The sequence below is a fragment of the Microbacterium sp. KRD172 genome (assembly GCF_017168295.1).
Classification (GTDB): domain Bacteria; phylum Actinomycetota; class Actinomycetes; order Actinomycetales; family Microbacteriaceae; genus Microbacterium; species Microbacterium profundi.
On record NZ_JABFAS010000016.1, the window covers coordinates 1 to 15,178 of the forward strand.

At 65.5% G+C, this 15,178-nt stretch carries 16 protein-coding genes; 14 read left to right on the forward strand and 2 right to left on the reverse strand.

Annotation, left to right across the window (positions count from 1 at the left end):
- Positions 1-399: 399 nt before the first annotated feature.
- The 8 genes from J1M43_RS16120 (at position 400) to J1M43_RS16155 (ending at position 7,095) form a co-directional block, all read left to right on the forward strand.
- Positions 400-1,182, forward strand: a complete 783-nt coding sequence (locus J1M43_RS16120; RefSeq protein ID WP_307823566.1) for an SDR family oxidoreductase — start codon at positions 400-402, stop codon at positions 1,180-1,182.
- 109 nt (positions 1,183-1,291) lie between these two features.
- Complete coding sequence (locus tag J1M43_RS16125) at positions 1,292-2,146, forward strand: branched-chain amino acid ABC transporter permease (protein ID WP_206477474.1); 855 nt, start codon at positions 1,292-1,294, stop codon at positions 2,144-2,146.
- Positions 2,143-3,219, forward strand: a complete 1,077-nt coding sequence (locus J1M43_RS16130; RefSeq protein WP_206477475.1) for a branched-chain amino acid ABC transporter permease — start codon at positions 2,143-2,145, stop codon at positions 3,217-3,219. Before J1M43_RS16125 ends, J1M43_RS16130 begins: the two co-directional genes overlap by 4 nt.
- Positions 3,206-3,904, forward strand: a complete 699-nt coding sequence (locus J1M43_RS16135; protein WP_206477476.1) for an ABC transporter ATP-binding protein — start codon at positions 3,206-3,208, stop codon at positions 3,902-3,904. Before J1M43_RS16130 ends, J1M43_RS16135 begins: the two co-directional genes overlap by 14 nt.
- Positions 3,901-4,602: an ABC transporter ATP-binding protein gene (locus J1M43_RS16140; protein WP_206477477.1), complete on the forward strand. Its 702-nt coding sequence runs from the start codon at positions 3,901-3,903 to the stop codon at positions 4,600-4,602. The genes J1M43_RS16135 and J1M43_RS16140 overlap by 4 nt, the downstream gene beginning before the upstream one ends.
- 54 nt (positions 4,603-4,656) lie before the next feature.
- Entirely contained in the window at positions 4,657-5,889 is a 1,233-nt protein-coding gene (locus J1M43_RS16145; RefSeq protein WP_206477478.1) for an ABC transporter substrate-binding protein, read from the forward strand.
- A 154-nt stretch (positions 5,890-6,043) separates the two neighbouring features.
- Positions 6,044-6,802: an SDR family NAD(P)-dependent oxidoreductase gene (locus J1M43_RS16150; protein ID WP_241245548.1), complete on the forward strand. Its 759-nt coding sequence runs from the start codon at positions 6,044-6,046 to the stop codon at positions 6,800-6,802.
- On the forward strand, positions 6,799-7,095 hold the full coding sequence (locus tag J1M43_RS16155; RefSeq protein ID WP_206477480.1) for a Dabb family protein: 297 nt from the start codon (positions 6,799-6,801) through the stop codon (positions 7,093-7,095). The genes J1M43_RS16150 and J1M43_RS16155 overlap by 4 nt, the downstream gene beginning before the upstream one ends.
- 13 nt (positions 7,096-7,108) lie before the next feature.
- Here J1M43_RS16155 and J1M43_RS16160 read toward each other — a convergent pair whose 3' ends face one another.
- A complete protein-coding gene (locus J1M43_RS16160; protein WP_206477481.1) occupies positions 7,109-7,861 on the reverse strand; it encodes an IclR family transcriptional regulator in 753 nt (250 codons plus the stop codon).
- A 52-nt stretch (positions 7,862-7,913) separates the two neighbouring features.
- Entirely contained in the window at positions 7,914-9,614 is a 1,701-nt protein-coding gene (locus J1M43_RS16165; protein ID WP_307823568.1) for an FAD-dependent oxidoreductase, read from the reverse strand.
- A gap of 279 nt (positions 9,615-9,893) precedes the next feature.
- Between J1M43_RS16165 and J1M43_RS16170 the strand changes: the two genes are divergently transcribed.
- From J1M43_RS16170 to J1M43_RS16195, 6 genes are all read left to right on the forward strand, one after another.
- Positions 9,894-11,552, forward strand: a complete 1,659-nt coding sequence (locus J1M43_RS16170; RefSeq protein ID WP_206477483.1) for an FAD-dependent oxidoreductase — start codon at positions 9,894-9,896, stop codon at positions 11,550-11,552.
- Positions 11,549-11,848 (forward strand): Dabb family protein, encoded by a 300-nt coding sequence (locus tag J1M43_RS16175; RefSeq protein ID WP_206477484.1) that lies wholly within the window; start codon positions 11,549-11,551, stop codon positions 11,846-11,848. The genes J1M43_RS16170 and J1M43_RS16175 overlap by 4 nt, the downstream gene beginning before the upstream one ends.
- A 110-nt stretch (positions 11,849-11,958) precedes the next feature.
- A complete protein-coding gene (locus J1M43_RS16180) occupies positions 11,959-12,471 on the forward strand; it encodes a nuclear transport factor 2 family protein (protein ID WP_206477485.1) in 513 nt (170 codons plus the stop codon).
- Positions 12,472-12,847: 376 nt separating this feature from the next.
- On the forward strand, positions 12,848-13,342 hold the full coding sequence (locus J1M43_RS16185) for a hypothetical protein (RefSeq protein WP_206477486.1): 495 nt from the start codon (positions 12,848-12,850) through the stop codon (positions 13,340-13,342).
- A complete protein-coding gene (locus J1M43_RS16190; protein WP_206477487.1) occupies positions 13,339-13,626 on the forward strand; it encodes a hypothetical protein in 288 nt (95 codons plus the stop codon). Before J1M43_RS16185 ends, J1M43_RS16190 begins: the two co-directional genes overlap by 4 nt.
- A gap of 348 nt (positions 13,627-13,974) precedes the next feature.
- Positions 13,975-14,514 (forward strand): AAA family ATPase, encoded by a 540-nt coding sequence (locus J1M43_RS16195; protein ID WP_206477488.1) that lies wholly within the window; start codon positions 13,975-13,977, stop codon positions 14,512-14,514.
- Positions 14,515-15,178: the final 664 nt, after the last annotated feature.

Below are 15,178 nucleotides of genomic sequence, written 5' to 3' on the forward strand. Positions count from 1 at the left end.
GACGACGCGCACCCGTTCTGATCATGCCCACGCCACAGATTCCAGCCGCGCTCACACGGCCGGAAACCATGCACACGTGGCCGGAAAATCCGCGCTCAAACGGCCGACTTCCACTTGACAAAACACAGATGGGGCCGCACAGACTCAGCGACGCCAGCAGTACTCCGACAATCACAAGCCACGACGCGGCCTGGCCAGGGGGCATCCCGGGTTGCCTGTTCACCTCCCGAGTCCATGGATGTGGATGTGCCCTCCACGCCTGACTCTCGCCAGGTCGTGCGCCATTGAATGGTGCCCGCCATCCGGTGGCCTGAACTGTCTGTGAGACTCCGGATGTTCTGTCGGGCCAATGGATGCACCGGATCCACCAGCCGTGGACTACTCAATGAGGAGCAGCAGGTGAACAGTCAACCTTCCGTCCCCGCGGGGACCGTCATCGCCATCACAGGCGGTGCGTCCGGGATCGGACTCGCGGTCGCCGTCCTGGCCGCTGCGGCCGGTGCCCGTCCGGTAGTTCTCGATCTGCAGCCTTCCCAGCTTCCCGCGTCGGCAGCCGCGGCTGGTGTCCGTGCCGTCGCGACCGACGTCACCGACGCGGACTCCGTCGCCGCATCCTTTGCCGACATCGAGCACACCGAAGGCCGCCTGGACGCACTCGTCAACTGCGCAGGCTTCGCGCGTCCGGCGCGGGTGACGGAGGGCTCGGACGATGAGTGGTCGCGGCTTGTGGACGTCCACCTCGGCGGAACGATGCGCACCTGCCGGGCCGCGCACGGCTTGCTCGCCACCTCGGCAAACGATGGCGGATCGCCCGCGATCGTCAACGTGTCGTCGGTAGCCGCCCTGGCGGGCGTGCCCGGCCGGGCGGCGTACAGCTCGGCGAAGGCCGGGATCTCGGCGCTGTCTCGAACTCTTGCCGTGGAGTGGGCACCGGAGCGCATCCGGGTCAACTCGGTGGCGCCTGGGATCACCCGCACGACCCTGATGGATCGCCTCATCGCGCATGGAGACGTGAGCACAGAGGGTGTGGAACGCCGCACGCCGCTGCGCCGGCTGGCCATACCAGACGAGATCGCGGCACCGATCCTCTTCCTTTGCTCGTCGGGCGCCTCGTTCATCACGGGTACCACGCTCGTCGTCGACGGGGGCCTGAGCGTCGACGGCGACTGGTACGAGCGATGACGTCACCGCCCCCTCTGTTCGACCTACACACATACCGCACTGGAGAACACATGCGACTCTGCGCCAGATCCGAGGGCTGCAACCGGCCGGGCGAAGGACGAATACTCCGATGATCACCGCTCTGCTCAATGGGCTGGCGTTCGGCATGCTCATGCTCGTCCTGTCGTCGGGGCTGGCCCTCATTTTCGGCCTCCGAAACGTCGTGAACTTCGCTCACGGAGCGCTCTACATGGTGGGCGCCTACATCGGGTTCGCTATCGGATCGGTCACAAATTTCTGGGTCGCACTCGTTGTCACGCCGATCATCCTCGGAGCCGTGGGCGTCCTGTTGGATCGGTTCGGTCTCCGCTACTTGGCGAAACGGGAGGTCCTCGACCTGGTCCTGTTGACCTTCGGTCTCACTTTCGTGCTCACCGGGCTCGTCCAATCGGTCTGGGGGACGCAACCCAAATCGATCAACGCCCCACCCGGCCTTGATGGCAGCATTCCGCTTCCCGAGGCAAGCTACCCCACGTACAGGATCTTCCTGATCGTGACCGGTGTTCTTCTCGGTGTCGCGCTGATCCTCTGGCTGCGCTTCTCGAAGACGGGTCTGTACGTTCGCGCGTCCACCATGGATCGGACGGTGGCGACGGTCGTGGGTGTCGATGTCGACCGGGTCAGCGCCACCGTCGTCGGGCTTGGTTTCGCATTCGCGGGAGCGGCGGGCGTGCTCGCCGGGCCGTATCTGAGTCTCAGCCCGAACATGGGCGTGGAGATCCTCGTGCTCACGTTCATCGTGGTCGTCGTCGGCGGTCTCGGGAGCTTGGGGGGCGCGATGGTGGCAGCCGTCGTGCTCGGGCTCATCGTCAACCTGTCGGCGGTGTTCGTTCCGTGGTTCGCCGCCTACGCGCCATACGCGCTGATGCTCGTCGTCCTGCTCTTCAGGCCCCGTGGATTCGCTGGAACGAGGACCCTCGTATGACCGCTGCACGCTCCACCACTTCCGCACCGGCGTCTTCGCAGCCCTCGGCATCGTCGGTGGATGCGGTGCTTCGCACCCGTCCCCGGACGTACGTCATCCTCGCCGTCGTGTGGATCGTGGCGCTGATCGCCGGACTGTTCGCACCGTATGTCCTCAGTCTCTACAACCTGCAGCTCGCGGTGCAGGGCGGCACGCTGGCCATCATCGCACTCAGCGTCGGATGGCTGCTGCGACAGACCGGACAGCTCAGCTTCGGTCAGGCCGCCTATCTCGGCGTCGCGGCATACGTGGCGGCCATTCTCGGGAGGATCCCCGGAGTACCGGGATGGGTGGCCGTCCTCGCCGGGATCGCTATCGGGACCGTTTTCGCCTTCCTGGTGGCACTCTTCATCGCACGCACGCCGGGCATCGCGTTCTCCATGCTGACGCTCGCGATAGGCATGCTGGTGTGGGTCGCCAGCACACAGCTGCGAGGTCTGACGAACGGATATGACGGACTCACGGCTAGCTTCTCAGGGGACATCCTCGGCATCCCGATCAGTTCATTGACGAACCCAGTCGTCGCCTGGCCCCCGATCTGGATCATCGTGATAGTGGTCGCGGCGGGCCTGTGGCTCCTAAGCGGATCACGCTTCGGACGCCGCCTGGCCGCAATCCGGGAGAACGAGGAGCGCACCCGGTTCGCGGGGCACGGCACGCACCTCCCACGTGTCGCCGCTGTCACGATCTCCGGCTTCGTCGCAAGCCTTGCCGGAGCCGTGTCGATCGTGAACCTCGGCTTCATCTCCCCGGAACTGCTGTTCTGGGACAAGTCCGGGTTGCCGCTCATCGCCGCCGTGATCGGCGGGGTGAGTAGCGTGATAGGTCCGATCATCGGTGCGTTCGGCTTCACGTTCCTGCAGGGGTTCTTGAGCGAGAGCTCAAACTATCTCCTGATCATCGGAGCCGTCCTCATGGTGGTCGTCATCGTCGCACCAGGGGGAGTTGTCGACATCATCCGACGTCTAGTCACAGCGGTCGCACGTCGGGTGCGGCCCGGCAAGAAGGTAGGTGATTCGGATGCTGAGGCTTGAGGGACTGAGCTTCTCCTACGGCGCGGTGCGCGCCGTGCGCAATGTCGACATGGAGATCGTGCAGGGCACGATCCACGGCATCATCGGTCCGAATGGTGCGGGCAAGAGCACGTGCATCGACCTCATCTCCGGTCGCCAGCGCCCCACCTCCGGCGCCGTCGTCTACCGCGGTGAGAACATCACACGCCGCCCGGTGCGGTGGCGTCGTCATGCCGGGATCTCTCGATCGTTCCAGCGGATCAGCGTGTACCAGGGACTGACCGTCGCCGACCAGCTCGACCTCGCCGCCGGCGCTGTCGGTGAACGGCAGCTCGATCACATCGTGGACGTGCTCGATCTTCGCTCGACGCTCACCGCGAAGTGCTCGGAGACCAGCTACGGGGAGCAGCGGCGGGTCGACATCGCGCTCGCGCTGCTGGGGGAGCCGGCGCTCGTGCTCTTGGATGAGCCGGCGGCGGGGCTCTCGCAGGCCGAGAGCATTCAGCTCGCGGATCACCTCGCGGACCTCGCCCGGGAGCGGGACTCCACTTTCGTGCTCGTCGAGCACGATATGGAGGTCGTGTTCCGAATCTGCGATCACCTGACAGTACTCGACCACGGATCGGTGATCGCCGACGGGAAGCCGCAGGATGTGCGCTCCCTAGACATCGTCGTAGACGCCTACTTGGGAAGGGCCGCATCATGACCGCAAACCCGGTGCTGCAGTTCCAGGACCTCCGTGCGTACTACGGGACGGCACTGATCATCGACGGGATCTCGCTCGAGGTGGCCGAAGGGGAGTGCTTCTCGCTCCTCGGGCCCAACGGCGTCGGCAAGACCACCAGCATCAACGCGCTCTACGGGATCGCACGGGCGTCCGGGACCATCACCGTGGATGGCAAGACACTCTCGGGTAGACGGCCCAGGGAGGCCGCACGCTTCGGCGCCGCCCTCGTCCCGCAGGGGCGGTGGATCATCTCCAGCCTCACGGTGGAGGAGAACCTCATCCTCGGGCGCGCATCCGAGCGAAAAGGCCCGTGGGATCTGAAGAAAGTGTACGAGATGTTCCCGGACCTGAAGGAACGGCGAGCCTCATCGGGGACAGACCTCAGTGGCGGCCAGCAGCAGATGCTCGCCATCGGCAGAGCACTCATGGCAAACCCGAGGATCCTCATCCTCGACGAGCCCTCCGAAGGCCTCGCGCCCGTGATCATCGACAAGCTCGGCGACGACCTCGCCCTGCTCCGCGAGCAAGGCACATCGATGCTGCTCATCGAGCAGCGGCTGGACCTTGTGCGCCGACTCGCCGACCGGTTCGCCGTGCTCACCAAAGGCCGAGTCGTCGCCGACGGCACGATCGCCACCACCACCGAGGAGCAGCTTCGCTCCCTGGTCGCGCTCTAAGCCCTACCTCGCACCAATGCCCTAACCCGCACCAACGAAAGAGAAGAGGAGACCGTGAACACTCGTAAGACACGCGCAGTGATTCTGGCGGCGACGTTGCCGCTCGTCATCGCACTTGCCGGCTGCACCGGCGCGGCGGTGGGCGGTGACCCGTCCGCGTCCAGCTCCGGCGCCCCCATCCGGGTGGCGCTGCTGACGGACCAGTCGGGTCCGTACGCTGAGTTCGCCGCACAGCAGGCCGCAGGAGTGAAGTTCGCCGCCGACGAGGCCAACGCGAACGGCGGGATAGACGGTCATCCCGTCGAGATCTATCAGGCCGACAGCCTCGGCACGGCCGAGGGCGCCGTGTCAGCGGCGCAGAAGCTCGTGCAGCAGAACGGGGCCCAGTTCATCATCGGCACGATCGCCTCCCCGACGACCCTCGCCGTGATGCAGCGGCTGGACTCGTGGGGTGCTCTACAGTTCGGCACTCAGTCCCAGGGCGTCGACCTCACGGGCGCATCGTGCGAAGCGAACTTCTTCCGTGTGTTCACGAACGACGATCAGATCATTAACGCGATGGGCGCCTGGCTCGACGAACGCGAACCGGTCCTCGACTGGGACGCCATCGGAGCGGACTACAGCTTCGGGCGCCAATCGGTCGCTGGTCTGGAACAGATCGTGGATGGACAGGGTGGCACGGTCGAGGTCTCGGTGTTCGCGCCGCTGGGCAGCACCGACTTCGGCTCCTATATCAGCCAGCTCAACGGTGGTGGTGGCCTTCTGGTCGCGAACTCCGGTGGTGACTCGATCAACTTCTTCAAGCAGGCCCTGCAGTTCGGGACGTTGGAGAAGTACGGTCTCGTCTTTGGCAACGCGTCGTTCACGACCTCGAGCCTGAACGCAGTGAACGACGCGCGGCTGGTCGGAGCCTACGGGTCGGCGAATTGGCAGAACACGGTGGACACACCTGAGAGCAAGGCGTTCGTCGAGGCCTACGAGGGGGCCAACGGGGAGGCGCCCGCGGACTTCACCGGGGCGGGCTACATGGGAATGCAAGCCCTGTTCGCGGGGGTGCGCGAGGCGGGCAGCGCCGATCCCGACGCCGTGCGCGACGCGCTGTCCGGCCTCACCTTCGACTCCATCAAGGGCGAGGTCACGATGCGCGCCGAGGACCACCAGCTCCAGGCGCCGCTCTATATCGCACAGGTCGAGGAGGGCGACGACGGGGGCCTCGTGTTCAACGTGGTAGACACTGTCCCCGCCGACCAGAACGACCACGGGCCGAGCCCGGAGTGCACGCTCTGACGCCGCAGGGGGTGAGCTCTGATTCATATTGCATCGGGGCTCGCCTCCTACTCCCGAACGTGCCCATCAGTGGCGAACTCTGCCTGGTGCGCGGCGGCTCCTGTGAGGATCGAGATGTATCAGGACACTGCAGTCCAGACGAGAGGGTTCGATGATGACCGACAAGCAGCGTGTGGCAGGCAAGACCGTGATCCTCACCGGTGGCAGGGGGGATCTGGGAAGCGCAACCGGGCTGCTCCTGGCTGAGCATGGCGCCACGGTGGCGAGCCTCGACCTGGCCGGCGCGGCTCCGCAGGTGCGTCATGACTCGATCCGTGAGTATGACGTGGATGTCACCGACGAGAGATCCGTCTCCGCGACGGTGGCACGAGTGGTGAGCGGGCTCGGAACACCGGACGTGCTCGTCAACGCCGCCGGAATGGTCGGCCGCCCCGGGCCCTCGCACGAAGCGACGGTCGACGAGTTCGACGGTCTCTTCAACCTCAACGTCAAAGGCGTCTGGCTCATGACGAAGCACGTCGTTCCCTTGATGATCGCTGCGGAGTCGGGCAGCATCGTGAACTTTTCATCGATCCATGGGCTGACCGGCGGCAAGAGCGTCCCGCTCTACCACGCGACGAAAGGTGCAGTCAGGCTCCTGACCAAAGCGGATGCTCACACTTACGGCGAGCACGGAATCCGCGTGAACTCGATCCATCCCGGCTCCATGCGCACACGCATGAGCGCGGCGGCCGCTGATGCCGCGCCGATCGGCAGAGAGGCGTACTATGCCCAGCTGCTGGGTTCGAACGCCATCCGCCGGCAGGGGGAACCGGTCGAGATCGCGTACGGCGTGCTCTATCTCGCGTCCGACGAGTCTGCGTTCACGACTGGATCCGAGCTCGTGATCGACGGCGGGTACACATCGATATGATCCGCCACATCACCCTGTTGCGGTTCCGTGACGGGTTTCCTGTCGAGGAGCGCGAACGCTGGTTGCGGGGCCTCGATGCGCTTGCGGACGAGATCCCGGTCATCCTCGGGCTCACCCATGGCCCCGACGCCGGGCTGGCCGCAGGCCAGCGGTCGGCGGACTATGCGATCGTCGCGGAGTTCGCCACGGCAGCCGACGTCGCCGCCTACTATATGCACCCGGCGCACGACAGGCTCAAGGATATCTCCGTTCCGAACGCGGATCTCATGGTCACGGTGGACCTCATCGATTGATGACGCGCCGCACTCAGCCTCGCCATCCGAGCGATCGCGAGATGCCGCGGGCGGCGGTCTTGAGCACGGGAACTGTGGTCGGGATGTTCTCCTCGCCCTGCGGGACGATGACGCTGAGCGCAGCGACGACATCTCCTGTGCGATCTCGGACGGGGACGGCGACTCCGCTTGATTCGGGCACGATGACGCCCCGCTCGAAGGCATAGCCGACCTGGCGGATTTCAGCGAGCCGGCGGCGCACCTCCGAGCTGTTGGTGATGGTGTTGTTCGTCAGCTTTGGCAGGGTGCGCTGGAGGAAGGCGTCCTGGTAGTCCAGCGGTGCATGCGCCAGGAGGACGAGTCCTGAGGAGGAGGCGTGCGCCGGCAGCCGGGCGGCGATACTGGCGATGCTGACAACCGGGGAGCCGAGTCCGATGCGCTCTATATAGAGGAGCTCGTCATGGTCGAGGACCCCGAGGGTGGTGTGCTGTCGCACTTCCGTCTGGACGTCCTCCATGAACGGCAGCGCATACTCCCGCAGCCGGATCAGGGTGGACCGTGAGCCGAACTCCCATAGTTTGACGCCGAGGCGGATGTTGTCGTCGTCGTCGCGCGCGAGCAGGCCCTCGTCGACGAGCTCACGGACAAGCCGGTATGTGGTGGTGAGTGGGATCCCCGTGCGTCGGGCGAGCGCGGACGGGGATCGGGTGGTGTTGTAGGTCTCGAAGTCGCCGATGATCTTCACGATCCGTTTCAGCAGCGACTCGCCGGACTGTGAATTCGCCACAGCGGATCCTCCCTTGATCATTGCGTCGTCGTCGGCGCAACGTCATCGCCACTCAGCTCTCGGGGGCCTCAGGCCGCTTCGCTTCGGTGGCGATGTTCCGACCAACACGATAGCCGAACACGAGCGCAGGGCCGATGTGCGAGCCGTATCCGGGGTAGCCGCCGCCGAAGACGCTCACGGCGGCCGCGCCGACCGCGTAGAGCCCTGGTATCGCGTCACCGCTACCGGTCGTCACGCGGGAGCTCGAGTCGACCGCGATCCCGGCGAAGGTGCCGAGGTCGCCCATCTGGATCTTCGTCGCGTAGTACGGCGGCTTGTTCAGGGGGGCGAGGTTCGGGTTCGGTTTGTGCAGGGGGTCGCCCTTGAAGTGGTGGTACTTGGTTGAGCCGCGTCCGAATGCAGGGTCCTCGCCTCTGGTGGCGCCTTCGTTGAACGCTGCCACGGTCGCCACGAGCCCGGCGGGGTCTACGTCAATCTTCTGGGCGAGCTCTTCGAGGGTGTTCGCTTTGCGGAGGTAGCCGGTCTTGAAGAAGTAGCTTCTCGGCATAGGCCATGGCTTGGCGTATCCGATGCCGTACTTGTGCATCGCGGTGGCGTCGCCGACGATCCACGCCCAGGTGTCCTTCTCCGCCGCGTCGTTCGCGATCATCGCGCTGCCGTAGTCGTGGTACGAGGAGGCTTCGCCTGCGAACCGTTGCCCGTGGCGGTCCACCCCGATAAGACCGGGGAGACCGAATGCCCGCAAATGGGGGAAGAGCCTTTGCCGACCGTCGAGGTATCTAAACACGGTCACGGGTGCCCACGAGCCGACGCTCTCGACCGTCGAGTCGATGGTACCTCCCACGGTGAGCGCCAACTCTGCGCCGTCTCCGCCATGGCCGAGGGTCGGGGTGAAGTGGTTGTCGCCGCGCTTGTCGTGCGGGAAATACTCGCGCCGTAGGCGGTCGTTGCCGGAGAAGCCACCGGTTGCGATGACGACGCCAAGGCGAGCGGTGATGGCGCCCGGGTGGTCGCCGCCGATCTCGGCGCTGACGACCCGTCCGCTGTCGTCGGTGATCAGCCGCTCGACGGGCGCCGAGGTTCGCAGGTCAACTCCGGCGTCCTTGGCGGCCTTGAGCATCTGTGTGATCAGCGCGTTCCCGTTGGACCGGGTCAGCGACCGGCGGAACCAGAGCGTGTCCCACCACGTCCGCAACAGTCGCGAGGCGACGTAGACGAAGGAACGCAGTGACTGGTTGACACGGAAGAAGTGCGTGATGTCGGCACCGACCTGGGGCATGTAGCCGAAGACGGTGTAGCTGCTCAGATACGGCTGCACTTTCAGGCGGTCCGGCCCGAGGATCCGCGCGTCCACATCGGTCGGGATGATTGCGCGCCCGGACTCTTTCGCCCCGGTCTTGTCCATCTGATAGTCGGGTGCCTTCGGCGGGTAGATGAATTGCACTCCTGCTTCGTCCTCGAGGAACGAGATCGCTTCCGGGACGGTGTCGAGAAAGGCCTCGACCCCTTCGGCATCGAAGTGAGCGGGGGCGATTTGCCGCAGATAGTCCTCCACCGCTGTGCGCGTGTCGCCTAGTTCCACGCCTTGGCGATTGCCCGGCACCCACGCCCATCCGGCGGAGATCGCTGTCGTTCCGCCGTAGTACCGTTCCTTCTCGACGACCACCACTTTGAGTCCGTGCTTGGCGGCGGCCAGAGCCGCGGTCAGTCCCGCGGCTCCCGAGCCTACGACGAGCACATCGCATTGCTTCACCTGGCTGGCCAATTGCCACTCCGATCGACGTTGATCAACACCATCCGGGCGCCGACGGGGTCGCGAGGGACCGCGACACGCTCTCTCGGATCAGTCAAGGCGAACCCCGACCGTGACGCAGACGGATCACCGTTCAATGGCTATCGGCTCGGGGAAAGTATGCGGCTTCCCGCAGTGGCCACCGATCAATGGCGACTGGTGCACCGTGAGGGCCACGGTGGGAAATGCTCTGTAGTAGCCGTCCGTTCCGCGACATCGTCGTCAAGGGGAGTTCCCACAATGCATGTGATCACAGGTAGCATCGATCGATCGTTCGATCTCATCGTCGTTGGGGCGGGTGCCGGAGGGCTCATGTCCGCAGCCACTGCGGCGCAGGCTGGACTTCGCGTCCTCGTGCTCGAGAAGGCCGCGCTGGTCGGAGGGACCTCGGCGGTCTCTGGCGGGATGCTGTGGATCGGCGACAACCATCTCGCCAAGGCTGCCGGAATTGAGGATACCCGCCAGTCGGCCGCCAACTATGTCCGCGCCGTGGCGCGCGGCCTCGGTCGCGACGAGCTGCTTGACGCGGTCGTAGGTCACGGGGACGAGATGCTGCGTTTCGCGATAGACGAACTCGACCTGCGGTTCCTCTTCCTCGACAACTTCCCCGATTACTGCCTGCACCTCCTGGGTGCGCGGTCTGGGGGACGCACCATCGAGCCCGCGCTCTTCGACGCTGAAGCCGCTCTCGGCGAGTTGCGGCGATTTCTCCGCGTCGACGGCCGCTTGCCGTTCACGATGCAGGAGTACGAACAGTGGGGCGCGTTCACTCGGTTTCCCGAAGCCGAACTCCACGGCCGCGCCGCCCGAGGCATCGTGGCGAAGGGACAGGCGCTCGTGGCGGGCCTCTTCACGGCATGCGTGCGTCTGGGCGTGTCCATCGCGGTCGAGGCCCGCGCCGAGCGCCTGATCACCGATGACGGGGCTATCGCAGGCATCGTTCTCGAGGGTCGCCAGATCGCCGCGCCGGCGGTTGTTCTCGCTTCGGGAGGCTTCGAGTGGGACGAGGTGCTCGCGGACAGCATGCTCGCCTCAAAGGTGTACGCGAAGTGCTCCCCCCCTTCGAACACGGGCGACGGGTACCGCATGGCGCAGCGGGTCGGCGCGCGATTCGGGGGGCTGCGCAACGCCTGGTGGGCACCGATGGCGGTCATCCCCGGCGATCTGCGAGACGGGGCGCAGATCGGCACCCTCCTGCGGTTCGAGAGGCAGGGACCAGGCTCGATCATGGTGAACCGCCACGGCAACAGATTCGCGAACGAGTCGCAGAACTACAACGACCTCGCCCGCTCCCTGCACGCCTGGGACTCTGCCAACTACCAGCCGCTGAACACCCCGGTGCACATCGTTTTCGACCAGCGCTACCTGGACGAGTACGGCATGCTGTCACACCGGGTGGGTCAGCCGACACCGGACTGGCTCGTCGAAGGAGTAACACTCGAAGAGCTCGCAGGGAAGATCGACGTTCCTGCCCAGGCGCTGGCCGAGACGGTCGCACGATTCAACGAGCACGCCGCCCGCGGGGAAGATCCAGACTTCCACCGCGGTGCGAGCGCGTACGATCGCTACTGGGGAGACGAACAGAACCCCTATCCCAACCCCAGCCTCGCGCCGCTCGAGCAAGGTCCGTATTACGCCCTCGCCGTGGTGAACGGCTGTTTCGGCACCAGCGGTGGGATCGCCACGGACGGCCTCGGAAGAGTCCTCGACGCAGACGGCGACGCCATACCCGGCCTGTTCGCGGTCGGCAACGCCTCCGAGAACGCATTCGCCGCCGGCTACCCCGGCGCCGGTGCCACGCTCGGTCCAATCATGACCATGGCCTATCTCCTCGGTCGCACCGCGAGCGGAGCACCGGTCGGCGATCTAAGCCTTGCCGACGGAGCGGGTGCCCGATGATCCGTCATGTCGTGTTCTTCACGTTTACAGCGAACCACGATCCTGCCGTGCTCGAGGAGTGGCGCGCCCTGCTCGATGGTCTCGTCGGGAAGATCCCCGGCCTGGTCCGACTGTCGCACGGCCCCGATGTGTCAAGCAGCGAACGCGCATGGGACTATGCGCTCGTCGCCGACTTCCGCACACGCAACGACGTCCGCGCCTACGCGACGCACCCCGAGCACCTGCCGCTCTTTCCCCTCTCCAGTGCCATCTCGGAGCAGATCGCCTCGGTCGACTTCGAGGTCGGTGAGCGGTAGAGGAAGTTCTCGGAGGAAAGCTCAGAACAGTGCGACTGGGCTCCGCGGCAGGCTGAACACAGTGGCATGTGTCGCCCTCAACGTCCGTCAGAAAGTAAGGATGGTTCTCGATGCCCGGAGTACGTTCGGTCGCCCCCACCGTGGCGGAGGAACTCCGCGACCTAAAGGCGCGCTACTTCCACTACGTCGACCTGAAACAGTGGAACGAACTGCGCGGACTCTTCGTGGACGACTGCGTCTTTGAAGGGCTCTGGGCGGCAGCGCCCGACCCCGACACGTTCGTCGAGAACCTGACGCGCAATATGACCGAAGAGGTCGTCAGCGTTCATCACGGTTTCACGCCCCAGTTCAGGCAGGTCGACGACATCTCGGCCCGCGGACGCTGGGCAATGACCGACTATCTGACGTGGCCACTCGGGTCACGGGGGTACATGGGCATCACCGTGCCTGGACAAAGCGGGATGCAAGGATATGGCTACTACGAGGAGCTCTACCGACTCACCGAGTCCGGCTGGCGCATCGCCTTCATGCGGCTGAGCCGAATCCGCATGGATCCCATCGTCGGCGCCGCGCCCGCGATCGAGTACCCGGTGGTTCCCGCCGCCCCCGGCTGGCTGGATTGACGCCCGACCCCAGGCACCTCACCCTTTGGTCCGATGTGAGGCGATCTCACGTCTGGAGGTCAAGCGCTGGAACCGTAGAGCCAGATCCCCGAGGGCTTGATGGCTATGCCCTGCACCGAGGAAGTGTTTGCGTCCCGGAGACCCACTTCGCCTACACGGAACGTCAGCTACTACGGGTGCTCGACAGACGCGCGCTGCAACAAGATCGAGGTCTGGTGCTCAGCACCCTGTAGCCGGCGGATGTAGGAATCCGCCATTTCCCGTGGAATCCTGAGCCCGAACCCACTGCCAACCACCGCGGAACCCCGGCACCCCCCCCGCCATCTCGAGCGGAAACCTACACGCGCGCCGCGAGCCGACGTGAGACGATGCCGCGATGACCACGACGCAGCACATTGGGGCCGCGGGCGAGATCCTCGTCCAGTACCGGCTCCTCAAGCTCGGAATCGACTCGGCGCGGATGACGACCGACTCCGGGATCGACCTGGTGGTGTATTCGCCGCTACGTGCCGAGGCTGTGACCGTGCAGGTCAAGACGCAGACGGCACCCTCCCCCTCCGGTGGCAAAGGGGCGCTGTCGGTGGGCTTCTACTTCCCCGACGATCTGCGCGCCGAGATCCTCGCGCTGGCGCTGCTCTCCACCGACCAGGTGTGGCTGTTCACTCGCGACGAGGCGCGCGAGCTCGCGCAGCAGCACAACGCTAAGGGGAACCGGCAGCTGTACTGGTACATGCAGCAGCGGCCGGCGCGGGGCGTCGGGCAGGCGCCGCTGCACGCCGGCGACGTCGAGCAGCATCTGCTCGAGCGCCGCACCGCTGCCCTCTTTGGAGTGCCGGCCGTCACAGAGCCTGTCGGGCCCGTCGACGCATGAGCGCCCTCGCGTTGCCTGCCTCGTGGGACCGTGCCGCCCTCGAGGGCGTCGGTTTCTCCGGCTTCGTGACCTTCGCTGAGATCCCTGACGTCGACATTCCCCCGCGGCCGGGGATCTATGTGGTGCTGCGCACCGCTATCGCATCACCGGAGATCCTCGACAGCACCGTCGCCCGTGCGGGGTCAGTCAGCGGGCGGCTGGAGGACCCCGAGCACGCCGATCGACGTCGCCTGTGCTCTCACTCCGATCACAGGTTGATCTCGAACCCGGATGTGTTCCGGTGATGCTGGTTGGCTGAGCACATGACTGGAGCCAAGCAATCGCGGGCCTCGATCATCTGGCTCGGCATGGCTGGCTTGGCTGGGGTGTCGATCCTCTTCGCTCCCGCCATCCACGGGGGTTGGTGTGCCGATGCAACGGTCGGGGGAACCTCAGTGTGTGGTTCGTTCCAACGCTCGCTCATCGGAATCGACACAACCATCTGGCTCTGGCTCGCATCAATGGCGGTCGTCGTTGTGATCTCCGCGGCAGGCGCGCGCCGCCTCCGCAAGTCGCATCGATAAGCGGTCTGTGACCTGGCGCCGCGGCAGATTGTAGATCCGCGGGCGGCACCGCGGATCTAGGGTGAACTCGTGAGCGACGTCACGGTGTGGCAGCAACCCACGGTGGTGGTCGTCACGGGCTTGCCGGGGACCGGAAAGTCGACCCTCGCTGAGGGCATCGCGAAGGCAGCGCGTGCGCCTGCGTTCTCCGTGGATTGGCTTCTTGGCGCCATTGCACCGTCCGGTGTTCTCAGTGGCGCCGCTCGGCCCGTCGTTCGGGGCGTGTATGAAGGACTGCTCAGTTCGCTTCTGACCCGTCAGTTGATGCTGGGGCAGTCAGCAGTGCTCGACACGATCGCCTCGGACGACATCATCGAAGCGTGGTCGTCGATCACCTATCAGTACGACGGACGACTCGTGACAGTCGAAGGCGTGTGCTCGGACGAGACGGTGCATCGGTCTCGGGTCGAAGGTCGCAGGCGCAACATCCCAGGGTGGCATGAGATCGACTGGAGCCATGTCGAGTTCATGAAGAAGGAGATCGAGCCGCTGACCGTTCCGCGCTTCACCGTCGACGCGATTCATCCGGCGGCATCGAACTTGTCGGCCGTCCTCAGGCACATCGGTTGAGTTGAGGCGGCCGCCGCCCTCAACGGGTCGGTCAGTAGGACGCCGCATCGGCGTACCACAAGCAACAGCGCGTCAAAGACCCTGGACTACTCGAATTCGCGTTAGACCCGCCCGATTTAAATTCGCGGTTCGCTGCGTCTTACGGGACAGTGGACCGTCTCGAATGGGAGATCTCCGAGGCGCGCAATTGAGGGTACTCTGCCCAGTCGCCGCCGGCGTGAGTGCTCCACCGCGCCGCGGTGTCCGCGGTGACACCGATCAGGTCGGCGACGATGGCGGGTTGCAGGTCTCGGCTGAGGGTCATCAGCGCAACCAGGCGCCCCTGCTGGACAGAGATCCCTGCGGGTCGCAGAGCGGCTGACACGCTGACGTTGGCCAGGTGCGCGCCGGGTCGAAGTCCGCGGAAGACCCACGTGTCCTCCACGACCGGGGACCGCGGAGGGGCTTCGATGACGCGACGGACAAGGTCGGCCAGACGCGGGGGCAACTCAACAGGGTCCGTGCCGAAGGAGATCGCGACCCTCCCCCCCTCGACGATGTGTGTGATCGACTGTTTACAGGCCGGTTGAGCAGGGTTTTCCGGCCAGAGTAGTGGCTGGTTTCCTGCTGTTTGAGCGCGAGAATCCGGCCACGCAGCGTCACGTGCGAGTCGACACCCGACGCG

Excerpts from the sequence above, each read along its gene's own strand:
- J1M43_RS16135 (WP_206477476.1), top strand. The coding sequence starts at position 3,206 with ATGCTGAGGCTTGAGGGACTGAGCTTCTCCTACGGCGCGGTGCGCGCC.
- J1M43_RS16170 (WP_206477483.1), top strand. The coding sequence starts at position 9,894 with ATGCATGTGATCACAGGTAGCATCGATCGATCGTTCGATCTCATCGTC.
- J1M43_RS16140 (WP_206477477.1), top strand. The coding sequence starts at position 3,901 with ATGACCGCAAACCCGGTGCTGCAGTTCCAGGACCTCCGTGCGTACTAC.
- J1M43_RS16130 (WP_206477475.1), top strand. The coding sequence starts at position 2,143 with ATGACCGCTGCACGCTCCACCACTTCCGCACCGGCGTCTTCGCAGCCC.
- J1M43_RS16175 (WP_206477484.1), top strand. The coding sequence starts at position 11,549 with ATGATCCGTCATGTCGTGTTCTTCACGTTTACAGCGAACCACGATCCT.
- J1M43_RS16150 (WP_241245548.1), top strand. The coding sequence starts at position 6,044 with ATGACCGACAAGCAGCGTGTGGCAGGCAAGACCGTGATCCTCACCGGT.
- J1M43_RS16180 (WP_206477485.1), top strand. The coding sequence starts at position 11,959 with ATGCCCGGAGTACGTTCGGTCGCCCCCACCGTGGCGGAGGAACTCCGC.
- J1M43_RS16185 (WP_206477486.1), top strand. The coding sequence starts at position 12,848 with ATGACCACGACGCAGCACATTGGGGCCGCGGGCGAGATCCTCGTCCAG.
- J1M43_RS16190 (WP_206477487.1), top strand. The coding sequence starts at position 13,339 with ATGAGCGCCCTCGCGTTGCCTGCCTCGTGGGACCGTGCCGCCCTCGAG.
- J1M43_RS16155 (WP_206477480.1), top strand. The coding sequence starts at position 6,799 with ATGATCCGCCACATCACCCTGTTGCGGTTCCGTGACGGGTTTCCTGTC.
- J1M43_RS16125 (WP_206477474.1), top strand. The coding sequence starts at position 1,292 with ATGATCACCGCTCTGCTCAATGGGCTGGCGTTCGGCATGCTCATGCTC.